The sequence below is a fragment of the Streptomyces sp. NPDC007808 genome (assembly GCF_042868655.1).
Taxonomy (GTDB): Bacteria; Actinomycetota; Actinomycetes; order Streptomycetales; family Streptomycetaceae; genus Streptomyces.
In genome coordinates, this window is record NZ_JBIAEQ010000001.1 from 1447174 (window position 1) to 1468240 (window position 21067).

11 protein-coding genes and 2 pseudogenes are annotated in these 21067 nt (G+C 69.5%); 2 read left to right on the forward strand and 11 right to left on the reverse strand.

Features of this window, described 5'->3' with window-relative positions; translation table 11 throughout:
• Positions 1 to 26: 26 nt before the first annotated feature.
• From ACFYNL_RS06200 to ACFYNL_RS06220, 5 genes are all read right to left on the reverse strand, one after another.
• Positions 27 to 7451, reverse strand: coding sequence for a SpvB/TcaC N-terminal domain-containing protein (locus ACFYNL_RS06200; RefSeq protein ID WP_388797145.1), 7425 nt, complete (start codon positions 7449 to 7451; stop codon positions 27 to 29).
• A gap of 488 nt (positions 7452 to 7939) precedes the next feature.
• Positions 7940 to 8467 (reverse strand): DUF6262 family protein, encoded by a 528-nt coding sequence (locus ACFYNL_RS06205; protein ID WP_388797148.1) that lies wholly within the window; start codon positions 8465 to 8467, stop codon positions 7940 to 7942.
• On the reverse strand, positions 8464 to 9594 hold the full coding sequence (locus ACFYNL_RS06210) for a tyrosine-type recombinase/integrase (RefSeq protein WP_388797151.1): 1131 nt from the start codon (positions 9592 to 9594) through the stop codon (positions 8464 to 8466). The genes ACFYNL_RS06205 and ACFYNL_RS06210 overlap by 4 nt, the downstream gene beginning before the upstream one ends.
• 54 nt (positions 9595 to 9648) lie before the next feature.
• Positions 9649 to 10095 (reverse strand): hypothetical protein, encoded by a 447-nt coding sequence (locus tag ACFYNL_RS06215; protein ID WP_388797154.1) that lies wholly within the window; start codon positions 10093 to 10095, stop codon positions 9649 to 9651.
• A 51-nt stretch (positions 10096 to 10146) separates the two neighbouring features.
• Positions 10147 to 10338, reverse strand: a complete 192-nt coding sequence (locus ACFYNL_RS06220) for a hypothetical protein (protein WP_388797157.1) — start codon at positions 10336 to 10338, stop codon at positions 10147 to 10149.
• A gap of 365 nt (positions 10339 to 10703) precedes the next feature.
• On the opposite strand from ACFYNL_RS06220, the pseudogene ACFYNL_RS06225 reads away from it, so the two are divergent.
• Positions 10704 to 11503, forward strand: a pseudogene (locus ACFYNL_RS06225) (IS5 family transposase); the annotation flags it as partial.
• 77 nt (positions 11504 to 11580) lie between these two features.
• On the opposite strand, the gene ACFYNL_RS06230 reads toward ACFYNL_RS06225, so the two are convergent.
• From ACFYNL_RS06230 to ACFYNL_RS06255, 6 genes are all read right to left on the reverse strand, one after another.
• Positions 11581 to 11802: a hypothetical protein gene (locus ACFYNL_RS06230; protein ID WP_388797160.1), complete on the reverse strand. Its 222-nt coding sequence runs from the start codon at positions 11800 to 11802 to the stop codon at positions 11581 to 11583.
• A gap of 200 nt (positions 11803 to 12002) precedes the next feature.
• Positions 12003 to 13757: a cellulase family glycosylhydrolase gene (locus ACFYNL_RS06235; protein ID WP_388797163.1), complete on the reverse strand. Its 1755-nt coding sequence runs from the start codon at positions 13755 to 13757 to the stop codon at positions 12003 to 12005.
• A gap of 118 nt (positions 13758 to 13875) precedes the next feature.
• Positions 13876 to 15387, reverse strand: coding sequence for a glycoside hydrolase family 43 protein (locus tag ACFYNL_RS06240; protein WP_388797166.1), 1512 nt, complete (start codon positions 15385 to 15387; stop codon positions 13876 to 13878).
• A gap of 51 nt (positions 15388 to 15438) precedes the next feature.
• Positions 15439 to 17580, reverse strand: a complete 2142-nt coding sequence (locus ACFYNL_RS06245; protein ID WP_388797169.1) for an alpha-galactosidase — start codon at positions 17578 to 17580, stop codon at positions 15439 to 15441.
• A 71-nt stretch (positions 17581 to 17651) separates the two neighbouring features.
• Positions 17652 to 19637 (reverse strand): beta-galactosidase, encoded by a 1986-nt coding sequence (locus ACFYNL_RS06250; RefSeq protein ID WP_388797172.1) that lies wholly within the window; start codon positions 19635 to 19637, stop codon positions 17652 to 17654.
• A 452-nt stretch (positions 19638 to 20089) separates the two neighbouring features.
• Positions 20090 to 20305, reverse strand: a complete 216-nt coding sequence (locus ACFYNL_RS06255) for a hypothetical protein (protein ID WP_388797369.1) — start codon at positions 20303 to 20305, stop codon at positions 20090 to 20092.
• Between ACFYNL_RS06255 and ACFYNL_RS06260 the strand changes: the two are divergent.
• Positions 20234 to 20959: pseudogene (locus ACFYNL_RS06260) on the forward strand (glycoside hydrolase family 3 N-terminal domain-containing protein); the annotation flags it as partial. The gene ACFYNL_RS06255 and the pseudogene ACFYNL_RS06260 overlap by 72 nt on opposite strands.
• Positions 20960 to 21067 lie beyond the last annotated feature (108 nt).

Consider the following 21067-nt stretch of genomic DNA (forward strand, 5'->3'; position numbering starts at 1 on the left):
CACTCCGAACTGAGGACAATTTCCGTTCATTTGATCCACGATGTGTTCTGCTGGTTGTATTTGTCGATGACTGAATTCCAGTCGACATTTTCAAGCTTAGTTCCGCGGAAGTACTCGTACGGGTCGCCGCCGGCATGGGGTGGCCTGCGTGCGGTAGTGCCGATTCCGATGGCGTTGAGAGCCTTGGCGAAGATGTACTCGATGTCGGCGTCTGCAGTGTCGTAGTAGTCATCCCAGAAGTGGGGAGCGTTCTGAACGACAGAGAGCAATAGGCCAGCATGTCCCAATCCGAACTTCGCGGCACTCGCCGCGCTGGATCCCACACCCCTCGAGATGGCGCCAAGAGATCGTCCAGGTGCCGGCGGTGCGGTTTCGGTGGGCGGAACGGGGGCAGCAGGCGTGGAAGCTTTGAGTGTCGATTTGTACTCCACGGTGGGAACGTTCACGGTGACTCGCTCGATCTCGAGATACTCGATGAACCCTGGCTGCTCTGGAGTGCTGAGCAGGTAGTCGGTATTCTCGAGGGTCACTGGTCTGAGTAGCTCCGGGTTCTCCGCCACCAGCTCATTCAGCTTGGTACCTGGCTTTGCCGAGAGTGGTGTATTGGCGCGCTGTCCGTAGTTGAACACCTGATCGGTGTGTTGCGCGGATGTTGCCAACGGTTTGAGTTCGGTTATATGAGTCCCGGACCCGGCCGCATCGATGGTGAAGTCCATGCGGCCGGCATGAGCGCTGCCCCGAGTGCGGGAACCATAGGGACCGGTGGGGACCTCATTGCTCGCCTTGTAGTACCCCCCGGGAACTTCCGTGTTTACTCGCTGAGTCAGCTCCGGCAGGATGACCTCGTGCGCCACCTTCCCTCTGATGTCATTGTTCGCCGGCATGACCACCACGGTGGGTTTCGGCTTTGGTAATGCGCCGTCCAGGTCGACCAGAACGATGGGGTTACTGTCTGCGTAGAGGTAGCGCGAGGTGGCAGGAACTGGGTCGGCGCTCGTCCATTGGCAGAGCCACGCCGCGTAATACCGGTTGCCGTGACGGGCCAGCCCCGACGGATCACGTTCCATGTTCGTGTACTTGTACCGCCGCCCCACCACCCCATCCCGCGTAAAGGCAAGCGCGATGCTCCCGTACGGGTAGTACCCCTCGTACGAGATCCACCGGCCACCGTCGTCCAACTCGCCCACCGCCGACCCGAGATGGTCGGCGTACTGATAGCGGATGAGGCGCCGGCGCGGCGTGGTGTCGGTGCGGGTTTCGATCAGGGCCACGCGCTGGTCGCCGTCCATGATGTGGCTGGTGGTGCGTACCAGGGTGGGGCTTCCCCCAGCGTCGTAGCGGCGGAAGATCTCGAAGTCGTCCAGGTAGATGCGTTCGCCGAGGACCGTACCCGCCGCGCGCTCGGTGACCTGGCGGATGCGGTTCCCGGAAGCGTCGTAGCGGTAGTGCGTCGTTTCGGGCCTGGCCGTGGTCACGTTCTGCATCTGAGTCAGGGACAACCGGTTGCGATGGTCCCACTCGATGCGCTGGAGCGGCGGCAAGGTGGTCATGTTGCCGTGGGCGTCGTAGCCGTATGTCGCGACGGCACTGTCGGTCTCGGTGCGGGTGAGGCGGTTGCTGCGGAAGTCAGCCTGCTGCTCGAGGAGTTGGCTGGCCTCGGCGTGGACGAAGGTGCGGGTCCACCCGTCGTTCCCGGGCGTGAGGCCGATATGCCGCAGCCGGGTGAGGTTGCCGGCCAGGTCGTAGGTGTAGCGCTCGCGGTAGCGGCCGAGGGCTTGACGGTCGGCCGGGTCCGTGCGCGGCAGGTCGCCTGGGCCGGTGGGCTTGAGGCGGCCGTCCGAGCCGGCGGCCAGGTGTTCGCGGCCATCGGCACGGACGAGCCGGTACAGGGAGTCGTAGACGTAGTCGGCGGAGGCGTCGACGCGGGTGTTGAGGTGGAAGACGCTCGGCTGGGCGTCGTCCTGGATGTGCGTGATGTTGCCGACGGGGTCATAGGTGTAGCGCAGTGCCTGTACCCGGCGGGCGTTCGCGGGAGCGCTCCGCACGGTGTCCAGGGCCGACAGTCGGAAGGTCCGGTCGTCGTAGGCGTACGTGGTGGTGACACCGTTCCCGTGCGCGACCAGGGTGCGCTGGCCACGGGCGTTGTAGTCGATGCCGGAGACGAACGGTGTGTCCGCCTGCTCACCCGGCAGCCGCACCGTGACGAGGTCGAGCAGACCTCCGGCGCCGTAGATGAATCGGACGGTCGTGGTGTCGGGATGGGTGCGCAGCGTGGGGCGGCTGAGCGCGTCGTATGCCGTGCCGGTGGTCCAGGTCTCGGGCTCCAGCGGCACGCTGCCCGCCCAGTCGAGCACCTCGCGATGGGCGCGAGCCAGGCGGCGGCCCGCGGTGGCCGGATTGCCGTGCACGTCGTACGTGTTGGTGAGCAGGCCGGAGCCGTCCCGCGCCTGCCACACCTGACCGCGCAGGTTGTAGCGGGCCGCCTCGGGCGCTGCCTCCCCGTAAGTGATCCGCTCGGTGATACGCGCGGCCGCGCCCTCGCCGAGCACGACGCCGACCGGGCGGCGCAACCTGTCGTACGAGGTCTGCTGTATGCGGTCGGCGCCGGCCCCGGTCACCTCCCAGACGACGACCGGCTGACCGCCGATGTCGCTGAGCAGCCGGCGCGTTCCTGCCTCCATGCTCTCCTCGACCAGCAGCACTTGGGTCAGGTCATAGGTGCAGCGGAGCACGAGCCGGTCGCCGTCCGCACCCGTCGCGCCGGGCTCGGCTTCGGTCGAGTCGAGCACGGCGAGCCGGTTGCCGAGGATGTCGAGGACTGTGTGGGTGCGGTGCTCGGTGTCCTGCGGCGGATCGCCGTCCGCGGCGCCGGGCGTGCGGTTGCGGGCGATCATGAGGACTCCCCGGCCCAACGGGTCGGAGCAGACCGAGGCGAACGTGCCCTGGTGCAGCTCCGTACGGCGCGCGGCGTCCTCTTCCGTCGGCCCGAGCTCGCCCGTGATGCGCTCCTGATACCAGGTGGGGGAGCGGAGGGCGGCGGGGAGCCTGCCGATGAGGGCCCCGACGTCCGGGTCCGCAGCGGGGTCGGTGGTGGCGGTGTCGTTGGCATCCCAGACGTCCTGCCGCCAGGAGCCGATCACCGTCTTCTCATAGGTGCGGTCCGGGCGAAGCGTGGCTACGACACGGCCCAGCGGGTCGTAGCAGAGTACGGAGCCGACCCCGACCCGTACGGCGAACTCGAAGGCGTGGGCCGACGTGAGGAACGGCTCGTACCGTACGACTGGATTGCCCGCGTCGTTGAACACCACCGAGCCGCTGCCGACCCAGCGCGGCACGCCCGGGGCGGATGGATCCGGCTCGGCCGGGACCTTGTGCTGCACTTCGCGGCCCAGACCGTCGATGTAGACGAACGACACCTGCACAGGGGGAAGTCCGCCGCCTGCCCGCTGCGCGTCGTTCACATGCCGCTCCCGGGCCAGCGTGGCGACGCTCACCGGCTGGGGAGTGCCGGTGTCGCGGGTACGTGTGTAGGCGTCGGTGTCGTACACGTATCGCGTCGTGGCGCTGTCGAGCAGGCCGGAAGCGCGCGTGCTTGGATCGGCACGGAAGGCGGCGAGTTCGGCGGCAGTCGGATCGGCGGCAACCCGGTCGAGCCGGTCACCTGTGCCGTCGGCCCCGGGCTTTCCCGCCACCGCGACGGCAGCGGGCCGGCCCAGTGCGTCGTACGCGGCGAAGACCCGGTTGCGGTTGGGATCGGTGACGGCAGAGGGCGCCAACACCCGGTAATCGACGAGCAGTTGCGTTCGCTCATCCGTGGCGTCGCGCTCCCCGGCCGTGGTCCGGTTGCCCGCCGCGTCCACGGTCTCGACCGGCAGCAGACGATAGGGGTCGTACTCCACGGACATCCCGTACTCCGCGCCGGCCGCCGCCGCGAACGGGTCGACGAAGCGGTGCGGCAGACAGAAGTTCCGCCGCGCGTACGCGAGTACGTCCGCCGCGCCGCCGACATCCGCCGGCGCGTACCGCACCGTTCCGGACGGCGCCCACCAGGCGCCGTCCACCTCGACATACCCCGCGTCCCGTAACGCCGGGCCGGACACCCGGTTTCCGAAGGCCCCGGCCACCAACTCCCCGGTCAGCGCCAGGGTGTACGTCTCGTACGGCAGCCCCAGCGCCCCCTGGGCCCCGAACGGAAGCGGTCCGTCGAGCAGATCGGAGTCGAACCTGGTTCGCTGCCGCGCCACGACGGTACGGCCCTGTCCGCCCGTCAGGCGGCGCACCTCGTCCCGTGAGAGGCGGACCCCGGCGCCGTCGACGGCAGCTCCGGTGAGCTGAGAGGTCGTCACGTCGTACGGGACCGGCACACGATACGCGTCGGGTTCCGTGGCCGGGCCGCCTGCCGGAGTGTCGTCGACGGTGGTGTCCACGGCGGTCGTGACCAGGGTTCGGGTCTCGGTCGCCAGGGTGGTCGCCTGCCGCTCGCGGGTCCGTTCGGGCAGCTTGGGATCGGCGTCGGCGCGCCGGTAGGCGAGCGACACGGAGTGCAGCACCGTGCCGTACGCATCGGTGTCCAGCACCACTTCGTGTGCCACTCGCGCGTCTTCGGGACGGCGCTCGCAGGTTGCCGTCAGTGTCTCCCTCGGGTCCACGGCGAAGACTGCGGGCCTGCCCGCCCGCGGTGCCTGCAGCTGACGGAGGGTGTAGTTGCACTCCAGCACCGAGTACGGGTGCGGCTCGCGCTCGGTGCCGTCAAGGGCGTAGACCTCCTGGCGCAGCAGCCGCCCCTTGAGCGCGCGGCAGGCGTCGCGCTCACTCTCGTAGGACAGGCCGGGCGGCAGGGGCGTGTCGTCGAGGAGCCAGGCGAGCGCTGCGGGGACGGCGTGCTCCGGCGGCGGGTAATACTGCCCTGCCAGCAGTCCGGACAGCCGGTCGCGCCCCAGCCAGGCGCCGGTGTGGAACCAACTATGTGTGCGCACGGGCGGCACGTGGTGTGCGGGGTCCAGGTTGTCGGCGGGCTGGGAGGCATCACTGCGGGCCAGTGTGGCGATCTCCTCGCGCTTCTCCTGTACGACCGAGGCGAAGCCGCGGAACTCACGGTCGCGCTCGTCGAAATACCCGTCGCGATACGAGTAGCGGGTGACGAGACGGTTGCGGCTGATCCTGTCGTACGCCTCGACCTTCTCCACCACCTGGACGGGAAACGGCAACCGGGTCACCCACGGCCTGCCCGCGGCCCGGTCGCGGAGGTAGAAGGTCGTCGAGGAGGCGTAACTGATCGCCGTCTCGGCGCCGAGGTTGTTGGCGATGCGCACCAGGAGGTGGGGCTTGGTGCCGCCCATCAGGTCGACGTACCGGATCCGGCGGCCCTCGTCCGCCGACAGGGTGGAGGACCACACCAGGCAGGCGGTGCCGGTGCCAAGCAGGTCCACCACCGAGACCGAGGCGAGGTCGTCGATCGGCGGGCAGGCGGGCAGACGTGTGGCCGGTGACCAGGAGTTGCCCATCTGGTTGGTGTACAGGTCGACGCCGTCCGGACCGAGGTAGAGCAGATCGGTCGGACCGCTGCCGTCGAAGTCCGCCAGCCGTAGACGGTTCTGGTCGAACAGGTCCTGGGAATCGAACAGCGGCGCGTTGTCCATCACGACCTTGGGTCCGAACCGGCCGTACCCCAGGTTCGGCCAGTAGCAGACCTCGCCGTTGCCGACACTGACCAGATCGGGCAGCCCGTCACCGGAGAAGTCCGCCAGCCGTAATGACCGTGTGCCGTCGTCGAAGACCGGCCATGGCCCGACGCCCTGGTCGGCAGGGCCGATCACCCTGTGCGCCGGGCCGAAGCCCTCCTCGCCGAGCGAGGGGTGCCAGACGATCCCGCCCCCACGGGTGACGAGGATGTCCGCGCTTCCATCGCCGGTGACATCGCAGAACCGGAGGTCGGGATCGTCCCAGTCGAGTACCGGCAGAGAGGTGAAGGGCCGGTGCGCAGTCCAACCGCCGTCCTCGGTGCGCTCGTACAGACCGGGGGCGCTGCCCTCCAGTGCGACCAGGTCGAGCCTGCCGTCACCGACCAGGTCGACCAGCCGGCCCTGGCCGTCCCCGAGCGGCAGCGAGGGCTGGTCCGCGAGCCGCCGCAGAGCACCGAGCCGGCCGCCGCCCTCGTTCGGTTTGTAGAACCACGCCCCACCGTCCGAGACCAGGGCGCCCGCGATCGACTCACCGTCGAGGTCCGCCCACTGGACGCCGCCGTCGATCCCCGCAGGCAGGTTCTCCGCACTGAAGGCATCCAGCTCCCGGACCTCGGCTGCCGGGGCGCCGCCGCTGTAGGTGAGTTCGAGCGGCGGCATGCTCTGCGTGATGTACGCACTCCCGGAGCGGCGGTGCCCGGCCAGCGTCGCCGACGCCAGCAGCGCGCCCGCGGGATGGCCTCGCCGCCGGTCGCCGCGCACGCCCCGGCTGTCGCGGTAGCGCAGGCTCAGCGACCGCACCAGGCAGTCCGCGCCCACCCCTTGCTCGTCCGGGAAGTGGTGGAACATCAGGATGCGTTGGCACAGGCGGTACGTGCGCACCTCGAAGCCGGAGCGGTGGCTGGAGAAAGGGTCGTTGCGGCACAGCCACGGGCCCGAGTCGCCCGGGGTGGGCGCTGCCTCGTCGTGCTCGCCGTAGTCGAAGACGAGCTCGAAGAGCCAACCTCCGTCCGCGGGGCCGGGCTCGGCGAGGCGGCTTGTGCGGTTGCCGTAACGGATCGACTTCACATAGCGGTTGGCGGTCCGGCTCTCCGGCGGCCGGTTGCGCTCATGCGCGGCCGCGAGGTCGACGCTGGTGTCGTTCTCCGCGACGTACCGGTAGTCGATCGCATTGCCTTTGCCGTCGTACGACGCGCAGATCAGCCAGCTGAAGACACGGCGCAGCGGGTCGGCCGGATCGGCGATGCGTGAACTCGCGTCCCGGCCGTAGAGCGTGGTCACGTTATCCCGGCTGATGGACCGCCAGTGCACCTCGCCGGTGTCGATCGTGGTCCAGCGCTCGATACGGGCGTATAGGCCCTCGATGCGCGGACGGTAGCGGGTCACCCGGTACTGCGTGCCCCGCACCGTGCGGACCCGCTGCTCCGGCCGTCCGTCCGGCCCGGTGACCGGCACCAAGTCCTCGGTTCCGGAGAGCACGTACACATCGTCATCGCCGCTGTCGTCGTACCTGGGCAGTCCCTTGTCCGTCCGGCGGGTGATGGAGGGCAGACCAAGCCCCACGCCCAGGCCGAAGCATCCGTGCGGAGCTCCGGAGTCGTAGGTCAGGGCGAGTTGGGGCCCGAACCTGGAGCGGCCAGGGGTGGCCGGCAGAGGAATCGTCAACGTACCCGTGCCCGTACCCGAGTTGGCGGAGAACTTCTCGCCGATACCGCGCAGCCCGCCGCCCTTGGGCAGTGTCAGCGGCGGCGGCGAGGGGACGTTCGGCAACGACCCAGGAACGCCTGCGGCAAGTCCAGAGGCCTGAGTGCCGGGGACCTCGGAAGGAATGGCTTGGCGGCCGTCCATCTCTCCGGTGGGAGCAGGGCGGCCGCTCCACTGCGGCATCCCCGGGCCTAGTGCTCAACTGCATTCAGAATGTGCCACTTACGGAGCCGGCGACGGGTCGGCCCCCTCAGGGGCTCCGCTACAGACGGTGCGCCTACGATCAGTGATCGTCCTGGAAGCCTCATTGCGCCGCCCCTCCCTCGAATCGGCACCAGCGAGGTGGACGCAGTATGGCGACTTGGTTGTGATCATATCCAGCCTATTTCAAGGTTTGTCGCTTTTTGTGGATTCGTAGTTGGGCGCCCCCCAGGGCGCGCTAACGCAGAGCAGGGATCGCAATCGACGGCTTGCTCGCTGCGGATCTGGTCGAACATCTCGCTGCCTGGCTCGATCACGGCGACCGCCTCAACCCGCGGTAGGGGCGCTGTCGGTTACAAACCAGCGGGGCGGTGGTTCAGCGACCGGGTCATCTCCCGGTTAGCGGCGCGCGCCGCCTCAAGTTCTTCGGTGCGTTCGTCCAGTTCGCCCTGCTTATCGGATAGCTGCAGTTCCAGCGCGGTGATCCGCCGCTGGAGCTGGTCAATATCTGCTGGCGCTCCGAGCCCAGAAGCAGACCAAACTTTCGCCCCGATTGACCGGGAGAGCCGCTCTTCCAGCTGCCGCACCCGTGCGGCCAGGCGGCTGTTGCGTTCCAGGGCGTTGGCCAGGTCGGTCTGCAGCGAGGCACGGCTGACTGCTGTGACCACCCCGTCTCCAGCCGACGCGGTGGCAGCAGCGTGGACGCGTTCGAGCAGGTCACGGCGGCGGTAGAGGAAGGTACGGTCAACCCGGGCGGCGCGAGCGAGACCGGATACTGTGATGTCTCCACCCGTGTGCAATGCCGTGTCGAGGGCCTTGAGGACCCTTTCGCGGCGGCGGGCGGAGTCCGCACGTCTGCCTTCAGTCAATCGGCTGGTCACACGGAGGGCCTCTCAGGACGCGGAGTGAACGCTGGCGCAGCGACGCGGGTCATGCCGAGGGTGACGACCTGGCGACCGCGGCGGACCACTGCGACGGCCTGCTGGATCTGCGTCCGGTCCTCGTCGGTGAGGTCGTCAAGATCGGAGCGGACACGCCGGATCAGCCGCCGTACGCGAGTGACTTCCTCTTCGGACGGCATCGCCTCGTCCCTGGCCCAGGTGTCGGCGCTGAACGCGGCGAGCCGTTCCCGACTGCGCAGCAGATCGGCGAGGTAGGCCTCCAGATCGGGAAGGTAGGACACGTCAGTGCGGAAGTGCCCGCAACCCACACAGCGGAAGCGGACGGGGCAGTCGTGACCGCCGGCCGCAACGTTCGACGGCTCGGTGCACACCCCGTACGGCACCGCGACCTCCCCGACCGCGCGGCGGGCGTGCTCGGAATCCAGCAGGGCTTTCGCCCTCCGCCAGATCCGGTTACCGTGCCGGTCGAACTGCATCGCGGTGACCCTGTCGATGGCCTCCCGGCGGCGCTGCTCGCCGACCCGGTAATAGCGTTGAGTGGTGGTCAACTGCCGGTGGTCCATGAGCTGGCGCAGCACGTCGACCGGTACGCCGGCGTCCGCGTGCCGCTGGGCATAGGTGTGCCGGTATGCGTAGGGGAAGATCTTCTCCTTGTCGAAGCAGAGCTGTTTGACCACGGGTTTCCCCTCCTCATGAACGGTCATCGTCAGCGTCACGTCGGGCAGCGCCATGACCCAATCACGATGCTGGGTCAGCACATCGGAGATCGCCTTGGTCCCCCCAGGGTTGGACACGACGGACGGCAGCAGCACAAGCCGGCCGAGCGCTGTGGCGGGGAAGCGGGCGCGAACCCGATCCTGCTGCGCGATGATCAGCGCCGCAGTGGCTTCAGGGATGGGCAGGCGACGGCGCAGACGCAATTCCTTGTGGTTGTCGTAGAGCAAGACGGGCTTGTCATCGGCGTCCCGGGTCAGACAGTCGTAGGGCAGGTGGCAGATCTCGAAGGGGCGCCGGCCGGTGTCGATGAGCAGCTCGACGGCGACGCGTACCTCGCGGCTTGACTTCTCTTCCAGGACGTCGAGGTGGGCGCAGAGCTGACGCATCACCTCGTCGGGCAGGTCCTTGCCGGCTTCGGAGTCCTCGGGCTCGTCGGGGATGTCCTAAGTGAGCAGCATGAAGTCGGCGGGCAGGCCGTGCAGGGGCTGCCCGGGCCGGGTCAGGCCCATGCTCCGCATCAGGCTGAGCCACTTCCTCACCGCGCGGGTGACAAAGATCCAAGTGTAGATGCTGATCTCCCCCTGCTCGGCGAGGAAGGCCAGGCGGTTGCTGAAGTTGACGATGTCCTGGCGTTCCAGGAGCGCGGGGTGGGCGCCGTGGTCGGCGCGTTGCAGGTGCAGGCTGTCGGAGAGTTTGACGAAGGCGTTGATGTGGGTCTGCATCTGGCCGCGAGCCTGAACGCCGCGGCGCCGGGGCAACTCGTCGCATACGGCGGCTTTGACGGCTTCGCGCAGCCAGGGCTGGCGTACTCGAGTGAAATTGAAGTTTCCGGACCGGCCGAATGCGGCCGCATCCCACACATCTTTGTGCCGCTCGCTCTCGGGCGTCATGCCGAGCCGGTGTGACGCAGTAGTGAGTGCGTTGAGGAGTGCCTGACGGCGTCAGCACAGCGATGTCGGGTCGAGCTCGTCCAGGGTCGATACCTGCCGTGTGCGGGCAAGTTCGCACACCGGGCGCAGATGCCACGGCGGCGTCTTGGTACCGCCGCGGATGCGTTCCTGCAGGCCGTAGATCACTTCGGCGACCACCAGCGGCGCCAGACCGCGCAGATTGACGTCGACAAACTTGCTCACCGCCCGCATAACACGTCGTCACCGAGGAATGTCCCTCCTCTGATCATGCGGGTGCGGCGTTGTGCGTGCTGTAGGCAGTAGGCAGAAACCTTCCCTGACCGCTGCCGGTCACAAGCCGCAACTTCGCACGTCCCAAACGACGGCAGGGGGCGCACGGCCGGGTGACGCAAGAATTCTGGAAGGTCGAGATCCATCTTGACCCGCTGGTACTGGTGGGCGCTGCACAGCTGCTGCGTCCGCGTCACCCATGGCCGTGAGCAGCCGACAACGGTACAGTCCTCCACCCCGTTGCGTCGACGGACGGGCCGGGGCTCTGCCACGAAGACCTCAAAGGCCCCACGATCTTGGTCGGCAGAGTGTCAGGCGTGCGTGCTGATCTTGTTCCTGACGGCCTGTGGGAGCGGGTTGCTCCGCTGCTGCCTCCTACTCCTGAACGGCGTCACCGCCATCCCGGGCGGTTGCGTGTTCCGGACCGTGTGGCATTCGCCGGTGTGATGTACGTGCTGCGGACCGGTGTGGCCTGGCGCGACGTCCCGGCGGAGACCGTGGGCTGCTCCGGGGTGACGGCGTGGCGCCGGCTGCGGGACTGGACCGAGGCTGGCGTCTGGCCACGCCTGCACGCCGCCCTGCTGACCGAACTCCGCCGCGTCGGCCTGCTGGACCTGGACGACTGCGCCGTGGATGGGTCCCACGTCCGGGCCCTCAAAGGGGGGATCACACCGGGCCCTCGCCTGTCGACCGCGCCCGCCCCGGCTCGAAACACCATGTGATCGTCGACCGCCACGGAACCCCGCTCGCCGTCACGCTCACCGGCGGCAACCGGCACGACGTCACCCAACTCCTGCCTCTGCTGGACGCGGTCCCACCGATCCGGGGCGTGCGAGGACGCCCCCGCCGCAAGCCCCGGCGTCTGTACGCCGACCGGGGCTACGACTTCGACAAGTACCGCCGCCTGCTGTGGAAGCGCGGCGTCAAGCCAGTGATCGCCCGACGCGGCGTCGCCCACAGCTCAGGACTGGGCAAGGTGCGTTGGGTGGTCGAGCGGGCCTTCGCCTGGCTGCACCAGTTCAAACGGCTCCGCATCCGCTACGAGCGACGCGCCGATCTCCACCAGGGCCTGCTCGAGCTGGCCTGCAGCCTCATATGTCTCCGCCGCCTGCGGAGCTCTCTGGCTTTGGACACGAGAGCGGGTTCTAGCACGAGTTGTGTGACGCGGGCGCACGTTCAGCGACGGCCCCGTGCCTAGTAGATGTGGTCGTCGGCGCGTTCATCCTCGGGCGTCCGTCGAAGACGCCACACGCCGAAGCCGGCCCCGAGGGCCCCGCCCATGAGAGCTGCTGCTCCTGACCACACGCCGCTGAGCGAGAGCGCCGCAGCGAGCAAGCCGACCAACAGGGCGCCAACCAGCAGGTACATGACCACGATGAAGCACGCAGCGAGGTATCGATTCCTCAGCGGCGTCATGCCACCTTGCATGAGGTCCTCCCGTCCCCTTCGGCTGGTCCCCTTCTCGCCTTTCCCCGAACGTTCACGACAACCCGGCTCACGGGGACGCGTCACAGAAGTTGAGCCAGAGCCCGTTCTCACGAACAGAGCCAGAGCTCATTCTGAAACGATCAGTAAGAGAGCCCCGGGCGCCAGGGGCCACCCGGGGCGGGGAAGGGTCAGGCGACGGTTCCGGTCACCGAGCCTGAGCTCTTCGTCACCTTGTACGTCACGGTGGCTCCGCTCCAGAAGTGGAAGACGAGCGTCGCCTGGGTGTTGTCACGCAGTGAGTTGACGAACTTGGAGGTGAGGAGAAGACCGTTGCCCGGGTAGTCGGGAGAGAAGGCCTCGTTGAACTCCTGGTAGGGAGTCCAGTCGGTCGGGCCGGCGTTGCTGCCGTCGGCGTACGTGGCCTCCATGGTAGCCAGCTGGTCACCGCGGTATTGGGTGGGGATGGTGAGACCGCTGGCGTCACCGGTCGCGTCGGAGAGGACGGGCCTGTCATACGTTGTCACGTGGATCTTCCAGGGCAGACCCCGGGAGAAACGGGCCTCGATCGTCGCGTTGATCCCGTAGGCGCGGTCTCCGGCGAGCCGGGTCAGCGCGGTGGCCGTGAGCGTGAGCTGGTTGCCGGAGACGGTGTAGTCCTTGCCCCGGACGAGCTTTGTGCTGCCCTGCCACACGCCCCGGAAGGTGGTGCCGTTCGGGTTCAGGGTGAGCGTTCTTGCGGTGATCGCACTCGACTTCGCCAGGAAGACACGGTCCGAGGAGGCGGTGCCGGAGCGGGTGGTCCAGCCCGACTTGATCTGGTTGACCAGCTCGGTCTCTCGCCACTCCATCGTGGAGCGGTTCAGGAAGTTGTAGGCGTCCCACAGGGCCGTGGTCACCCCGGAGATGCGGGCCTCGTATCCGAACATCTCGAAGTACTTCAGTGCCTCGCCACGTTCGACACGCGGCGCGCGTTGGAAGTGGTCGGGGTAACTCAACAGGCCGTACTCGCCCAGGTAGACGGGGATTCCCTTGGAGACGAGGGTGTCGCGGAGCCGGGCGAAGTTGTCGGTCAGGTCCTTCTGCGCGGTGGCGTCGAAGTGCGTGCCGCCGGCGACGTTCACGCTGAACGGGTACCAGCTGTAGTAGTGCGTGGTGGCCACGAGGTTGGGGTCGTTCAGCGACTTCATGTTGCTGACCAGCGCGTCCAGGAAGACCTGGCCGGAATTCGTGTGCAGGGTCGGCAGGACGAGCAGCCGGGTCGCGTTGTTGCCGCCGGACTGGCGCACCACCGTGTGGAACGCGGTGTTCAGTTCGTCGTTGTACTGGATGCCCTGGGCGTCGGTGGTGTTGTCGAACTGCGGCTCGTTGTTGCTCTCGAAGAGCAGGCTCTGCGGGTAGTCCTTGAACGTGGCGGCGATCTGGGTCCAGGAGGCCTTGAAACGGGCCAGGACGTTGTCGTGGTCGGTGTGCATCTTCGCGATCCACTGCCACGAGTCGTGGTGGATGTTGATCACGACGTAGAGGTCATTGGCCAGAGCCCAGTCGACGACCTGCTTGACGCGGTTCATCCACGTCGCGTCGATCGTGTAGGGGGCGGTGGAGGACTGGTGGTCGGTCCACGTCACGGGGATACGGACACTGCGGAAGCCCTGGGCCTTGATGGTGTCGAACAGGGACTTAGTGACCAGCGGGTTGCCCCAGGACGTCTCGTCGGGGATGGCGTCCAGGGTGTTGCCGAGGTTCCAGCTGGGCTGCATCGCGGCCACCGTGCCCATCGGACTGAGCGCGATGTTCTTCGTCGCCGCGGACGCGTCCTTGTGGGACGGTTCGGCGAACGCGGTGGTGCTGGTCAGCCCGATCGCGGCGACCAGCGCCAGCAGCAGACCGAGCACCCGGCGTGGGCCGCCTCTGCGTCGGTCGGTGGGGTGGTGCGTTCCCTTCATCTCTGACCTCTCTCTGTTGGCCGAGCGGGTTCCGCCCGTTTGGGGATGGAGCGGCAGGCAGCAAGGGGGGCGGGGCGTCTTCGGAAGCCGACGTGGTGTCTCGGCTCGCCGCGCCGGTTCAGAGGCAGAGCGGCTCGTAGTCGAACCAGTCGAAGTGGACTGTGCCGGCCGCGGCGTACAGGCCGATGACCCGTCCGGTGAAGCCGCCTGCCACCTCGGTCGACAGGTAGCGGCCGTCGAATGCGCCGAGTGGGATGAAGGTGCCGTCCGGCTCCTCGACGCCGAACGTGAGGACGTCGGGACCGGTGCGGGGGCCGTTCGGAGGGGCGTCGGAGACGTCGAGGCGCAAAACCACGGGCCCGGCGGGCACGGGACGGGATGCCACGACGGTGCGGAACGGTCCGACGCGGCTCAGGACGCGTACTTGCCCCTCGGCCGCCTCGATCTCGTAGTGGTGCTCCTCGTCCAGGCGGACGGCGAGGCCACCGTGCCCTTCGGCGGGGTCGATCCGGGTGCGTACCCGGCAGGACAGGTGCTGCTGGCGGCGGCCGGCGAAGACGACGTCCGGCTCGTCCAGCGAGGCGCCGCTGGCCCGCAGGGTCAGCCAGCCAGGCCGTTCCTTGGTGGTGCAGTGCTTGGCGGGCCGGTCGCGCACGGAGATCCACTGCGGCCGCAGCTCGCTGAGGTCGAAGTCGTCCCGGACATCCTCGGCCGGGCCGGGCACGAGCGGCCATGCTGGCGCGGGCAGAACGGACGGCACCTCGCCGACGACGGGCCAGTCGTCCTCCCACGTCACCGGTGCGAGGAACGTCTCGCGTCCCAGCACGTGCCAGCCGGGGGTGCCACCGCGCGGGCGGACCCCCAGCAGCACCAGCCACCAGGAGCCGTCGGGTCCTTGGACCAGGTCGGCGTGCCCGGTGTTCTGGATGGGGCGGTGAGTGCCGCGGTGGGTGAGGACCGGATTGGCCGGGCACGGCTCGAACGGGCCGGTGGGCGTGCGCCCGCGGGCGATCGAGACGGCGTGGCCGCGCTCGGTGCCGCCCTCGGCGATGAGCAGGTACCAGTACGCGCCTATGTGGTACAGATGCGGCGCCTCCGGCGCCTGGGCGCCGGGGGTGCCGGCCCACACCTGGTGCGCAGGTCCGAACGTCACGCCGGTGTACGGGTCGATACGGACCTGCGCGCCGCCGGCGACCGTGCACCAGCAGGTGCCGTCCTCGTCCCAGGCGAGATCCGGGTCGATGCCCTTCACCGCTGGCAGTCGGACCGGGTCGGACCAGGGCCCGGCCGGGTCGGTGGCGGTGAACAGCATGTTGCCCTCGCCCTCGGCCACGTTGGTGACGATCAGCCAGAAACGTCCGTCGTGGTGGCGCAGGGTGGGAGCGTAGATCCCGCCGGAGGACGGCATGGAGGCCGGCAGGCGCAGTTGGGCCGGCCGGTCCAGGGCGTTGCCGATCTGCGTCCAGTGCACCAGGTCCCGGCTGTGGAAGACGGGGATGCCGGGGAAGTACTCGAAGCTGGAGCAGACGAGATAGTAGTCGTCGCCCACGCGGCAGACGCTGGGGTCCGGGTGGAAGCCGGGGATCACGGGGTTGGTCATGGTGGCGTCCGCCCGCTGCATTTCTGACATGGGGCCAAGTCCCTTTCCTTCAGCGGGTCGTTGTCAGGTGGCACCGGCGGTTCAGGGCGCGTCCGGCACCGTGGGGGTGAGGCGGAGCAGCACGGCGGACGGAGCTGTGGGCAGCGTCAGCGTGAGGTCGGCGGCATCGGGGTTCCAGGCGGCGACGGCCTGGCTCGCGGTGGGGTAGAGGACGTCGACGCGAGCGGCGGAGCCGCGGAGGTGAGGCAGGGGAAGGCTCATGGTGGACTCTGCGCCGGGGCGGCGCCACACGGTGAGGTAGGTGGTGGCCGGGGTGCGCAGGGCCAGGGCGAGCCACGGGTCGTCCCAGGCCGGCAGGCCGAGCGGCCATGCGGGGACGGCCTGAGGCAGGTCTGCACGGATGGCCTTGTACGCGGCCACGGCCTCATGGACCAGGGCGCGGGCCTCGGGCCGCAGGTCCGGGAGCAGGCCGGACAGGTGGATGCGGCCGAGGAGTGCGCTCGCCATGGTGAAGGCGACCTCGTCGAGGGAGCCCTCCGGCAGCGGGTAGGCCCAGACGGCACCCTGCTCGGGGGTGACGGCGGTGGGCGCGGAGGCGGCGATCGGTGCGTACAGCTGGAGGTTCTGCTGGTCGCTGGTGGACTGCAGTTGCAGCCGGGACAGCAGTGCGTAGTCCCAGCGCATGCCTCCGGAGGAGCAGTTCTCCACCACGAGGTGCGGGTAGCGGTCCAGGATGCCGTCGAGCCAGTCCAGTTGGGCGCGGTTGTGGCCGAGCAGTCCGGCGGCCGGGGTCTCGCCGGGGTGGGCGCTGGTGCCGGAGCCGGGGTCGATGTTGTGGTCGAGCTTGAGGTAGCCGACGCCCCACTCGCCGACCAGACGGTCCACGACCCGGTCCAGGTGGGCGCGGGCGGCGGGATGACGCAGGTCCAGGTGGTGGCGGCCGGTCTCCGTGACGCGAACGCCGTCGCGGCGGAAGAAGGCCTCGTCCGGCAGGGCCTTCGCCATGGGGCTGCGTACGCCGATCACCTCCGGCTCCAACCACAGGCCGGGCACCATGCCGCGCTCCCGGATGCGGTCCAGCACCTCGTGGATCCCGCGCTCCCCGGGAAATCGGGAGGCGGCCGGCTCCCAGGCGCCGACGCTGTCCCACCAGCCGCCGTTCTCGTCGTCGTACCAGCCGGCATCGATGACGAAGTACTCCGCGCCCGCCTCGGCCGCCGCGTCGATCAGCGGCAGCAGTTTCTCCGTGGTGGGGTCGCCCATCAGGCAGTTCATGTAGTCGTTGAAGATGACGGGGAGGCGCCGGTGGTCAGAGTGCGGGCGGCGGGCCGTGCGGCGGTAACGGGTCAGCCCGGCGAACGCGTCGTCCGGGCCGCCGTCGGCGCTGAAGGCGAGGGCGACGGGTACGGTGTGGAACTCGCCGCCGGGCTCCAGGGGATGGCGCCATCCGTGGTGGGTGTCGGTGGGGCCGAACAGGGCCAGGTAGGCGAGCTGGTCGCGTTCACCGCACTCCCAGTGCCAGCCGCCGCCGTTGTGCTCGATCTGCCACAGCCAGGTGCGGTCCGAGTCACGGTCGGTGAGGCCGCCCATGGGCAAGCGGCCGCAACTGGACCACACGCCCCGGCCGGTCTGCGTGAACTCGCCCTTGCCGTTGTCGTAAACGACGACGCGGTCGCTCAGCACCGGCGAGGTCACCCGCATCGGCCGGCGCTGCCAGCGGCATTCGGCGACCCAGTCGTTCTCCGCCCACAGCAGATCCGCGCCCCCGATGGCCTCCGGGCCGTCCGCGAGGCACCCCACGACCAGGGACGAGACCGATTCCAGGTACAGCGCGGCCTCCCCGCCGTTGCGCAGGACCACCTCGCTGCGCAGTACGGGCACCCCGTCCGGTGAGCGGTAGGTCACCTCCGCGACGAGCCCGGTTTCAGGGTCGCGGAGTTCGACGGTCAGTACGTGCCAGTCACCGTCACGGGACACGCGGTGCGCACGGTGGCGCAGCCGTCCGCCGACGTACGAGTCGATCAGACGCCCGCCCGACCACGCGCGGCCGTGCCCCGCGGCCGTGACCTCCAGCAGGGGCAGCGGAGGCCAGTTACGCCGCTCGGGGGGTGTCCCGCCGGGGAGGCCGATGCGGCTGAGGCGGGCGGTGCCGTCCTCGCCGACTTCGATCTCGACCTCCAGGGCCGCGTGGCCCCATCGGAGGGTCTGCGGTGCGCTGGTCATGGTGGCCTTTCTGGTGGGGGAGAGACGTGCGGGGGCGGGCCCCAGCGGTAAGGGAGGGACTCGGGCGGGGGTCAGGCGGTACGGAGCACCGCGCAGCCGCCGGGCGGCAGTTCGGACAATGTGCCGCCCGTGAGCAGGTCGTGGGCGGGCTCGGGCAGGGGCACGGGCTCGGGGCGGTGATTGATCAGGACGCGCCAGCTACGGCCGTCCGGGGCGCGCCGGATGACGGCCTCGACCTGAGCGGGCAGGCCCGGCACCTCGGGAGCCACCCCCGCCTCGTCGAGCAGCCGGGCGACCAGGGCGGCGTAGCCGGCGTCGGCCAGGCGGGTCGAGAGGTACCAGCCCTGTCCGGTGCCGAAGCGTTGACGGGTCAGCGCCGGGCTGCCGGCGAGCATGCCCTCGGCGTAGGCGGCGAGCGTGTCCGCACCTTCGGCGCGAAGCGACTCGCTCCAGACGGTGCCGTGCGATCCGTCCGACAGGGCGATCCGCTCGTCCCGCCGCAGCGGCCGGTACTCCTCGACGCGGATGCCCAGCGCCTCGCGCAGCGGCTCGGCGGGGTAGCCGCCGAGGCGGGCGTGCATGCGGTCGTCGACGTATCCGCTCGCATGCTGGACGAGGAGGGTTCCGCCGTCGGCGACGTAACGGCGCAGGTTCTCGGCCGCCCCGTCGGACAGGAGGAACAGGGCCGGTGCGATGACGAGCGGGAAGCGGCTCAAGTCGTGCTCGGGGTGCGCGAAGTCGACGGTGACGCCGGCGTCCCACAGTGCCCGGTGCGCCCGGCCGAGTGCCGCGTGGTAGTCGAGGTCCGCCGAGGGCAGGCCGTCCACGCCGAGCGCCCACCAGGCATCCGCTTCGTGCAGGACCGCCACCGAAGCGGTGACCGTCGATCCCGCCAGCTCGCCGAGCCGGGCGACCGCCTCGCCGACCTGCGCGACCTCACGGAAGATGCGGCTGTCGGGGCCCGCGTGCGGGACCATCGCCGAGTGCCACGTCTCGGCGCCGGCCCGGGACTGCCGCCACTGAAAGAAGAAGGCGCCCTCCGAACCGCGGGCGATGTGGCCGAGGGTGTGGCGCAGGATGTCCCCGGGCTCCTTGGCCAGCACCCGGTCGCGGTCGTAGACGGTACTGGTGCCCTGTTCCATCAGCAGCCAGGGGTGGCCGCCGGCCAGGGAGCGGGTGCGGTCGGCGTGGAAGGCGACGTCGACGGCGGCGTCCAGACCGGGTGAGCTGGGGTACTGGTCGGACGTGACGACGTCGAGTTCGCGGGCCAGGGCCCACAGGTCGACGTTCTGGTAAGCGGGGAGCATCAGGTTGGTCGTCACCGGCCGGTCGCTGTGCGCGCGGATCGCGTCGCGTTGCTCGCGGTAAGCGGCGATGATCTCGTCGGACCAGAAGCGGTGGAAGTCCAGTGCCTGGCCGGGATTCTTGTGCCACTGCGTCACGCGCGGCGGCAGCACCTGCTCCCAGGAGGTGTAGCGCTGGCTCCAGAAGGCTGTGCCCCAGGCCTCGTTGAGGGCGTCCAGCGAGCCGTGGCGGGTGCGCAGCCACCCCCGGAAGGCGGCGGCGGTGTGGTCGCAGTAGCAGAGCGTGCCGTACTCGTTGTGGACGTGCCACAGGGCGAGGGCGGGGTGCTCTCCGTAGCGTTCGGCCAGGGCGGAGGCGATCCGGCGGGCCGCGCTGCGGTAGGCGGGCGCGGTGAGGCAGTAGGTGTCGCGGCTGCCGTGGGTGAGGCGGGTGCCGTCCGGGGTGACCGGCAGCGCGTCGGGGTGGGCCAGGGTGAACCAGGGCGGCGGGGAGGCCGTCGGGGTGGCGACGTCGACGGCGACGCCGTTCGCGTGGAGGCGGTCGATGTGGGCGTCGAGCCAGGCGAAGTCGTAGCGGCCCTCGTCCGGTTCCAGCAAGGCCCAGGAGAAGATGCCTATGGTGGCCAGGTTGACCCTGGCCCGGCGCATCAGCGCGTCGTCCTCCTTCCACACCGGTTCGTCCCACTGCTCGGGGTTATAGTCACCGCCGTAGGCGAGGCCGCCCAGGCGGTCGGTCAGGCTGCGGATGGTCATGACTGGTCCTCGGGAAGAAGGGACTCGGCAACTGCTGGGCGACTGCTCCGGCCCTGCCGACAGTGGTGAGGGAGCGGCTCCGCTCCAGCAGCGGGGAATGGGCGGGTGGAGCCGCGCCCGGTCACAGGGCGGGGCGCATACAGGCGGCCGGTTCACCCCCTGAGCGCGCCCGACAGCACGCCGGTGGGGAAGTGCTTCTGCCCGCACGGGCAGATGATCAGCAGCGGTACGAGCGTCAGGACGACCACCGCCCTCTGCAGGGGCAGCGGGGCCGTCTGTGCGTGCCCGGAGCCGAGGCCGGAGTCGACCCTGCTGTGCCGACGAAGCTTCCGCGGTTCAGCTCGTTGCTCAAGGCGGCGGTCCTTCCCTCCCGCTCGTCGAAGCGCTTCACCTGGCCGGGAACGTTAATGACACGTCTCTTGCGAGACAAGAGGGCAGGCGTCAAGAAAATCTCATTGGCTCAGATCGTTGACAGCCTGTCGCAGCGGTGCGAGCGTCGAAGCGCTTCGACTGCTCGCAACCAGCCTGCTTAGGGGGTTTTCCTCGTGGGTTCTTCGTCCCTGCCCGCCGCCCGGCTTCCGTTCCTCGACCCGATACTGCCGATCGACAAGCGCGTCGACGACCTGCTCGGGCAGCTCACGCTCGACGAGCGGATCGCGCTGCTGCACCAGTACGCACCGGCCGTCGAGCGCCTCGCCATTGCCTCGTTCCGCACCGGCACGGAGGCGGTGCGCGGCGTCTCCCGGCTCGGCGAGGGTCTTCCCCCAGGCCGTAGGACTCGGCGCGACCTGGGACGAGGACCTGGTCCACCAGGTCGCCGAGGCCGTCTCCGTCGAGCTGCGCGCCTTCCACTGCCACCGCCCGACGGCGAACGGCATCGGCAGCAACAGCCTCCAGGCGTGGGCCCCGTGGTGAACCTGCTGCGCGACCCGCGCGGGTGCCGCAACGCGGAGGGCTGCTCCGAGGACCCGGTACACACGGCACGGCTGGGCACCGCCTACTGCGCGGGCCTGGCCGGCGGCCACCCCACCTGCCTGCGCGCGGCCGCGGTGCTCAAGCACTTCCTCGCCTACAACAACGAGGACGACCGCTGCGTCACCTCCTCCGGCCTGCGCCCGCGCGTCCTGCAGGAGTACGACCTGGCCGCCTTCCGGCCCGTCGTCGCCTCGGGCGCGGCGACCGGCGCGATGGCCGCGTACCACCTGGTCAACGGCCGCCCCTGTCACGTCAGCCCACTCATCGAGACCGAACTGCGCAGCTGGTCCCCGCCGACCGGACATGACTGGTTCGCCGTCAGCGACGCCGAGGCGCCGTCCAACCTGCAGCTACCCCTAGCGACCTCGTGCATGGTTGGCCGTGGCTCGGCGCGGGAGTGGCTCGTTGAACCGAGCATGGTGGGGGCTGGGGCGCGTGAGTTGATCGTGGCGGAG

Coding starts and splice junctions, on each gene's coding strand:
- ACFYNL_RS06215 (WP_388797154.1), bottom strand. CDS start 10,095: ATGACGCCCGAGAGCGAGCGGCACAAAGATGTGTGGGATGCGGCCGCA.
- ACFYNL_RS06230 (WP_388797160.1), bottom strand. CDS start 11,802: ATGACGCCGCTGAGGAATCGATACCTCGCTGCGTGCTTCATCGTGGTC.
- ACFYNL_RS06235 (WP_388797163.1), bottom strand. CDS start 13,757: ATGAAGGGAACGCACCACCCCACCGACCGACGCAGAGGCGGCCCACGC.
- ACFYNL_RS06240 (WP_388797166.1), bottom strand. CDS start 15,387: ATGTCAGAAATGCAGCGGGCGGACGCCACCATGACCAACCCCGTGATC.
- ACFYNL_RS06245 (WP_388797169.1), bottom strand. CDS start 17,580: ATGACCAGCGCACCGCAGACCCTCCGATGGGGCCACGCGGCCCTGGAG.
- ACFYNL_RS06250 (WP_388797172.1), bottom strand. CDS start 19,637: ATGACCATCCGCAGCCTGACCGACCGCCTGGGCGGCCTCGCCTACGGC.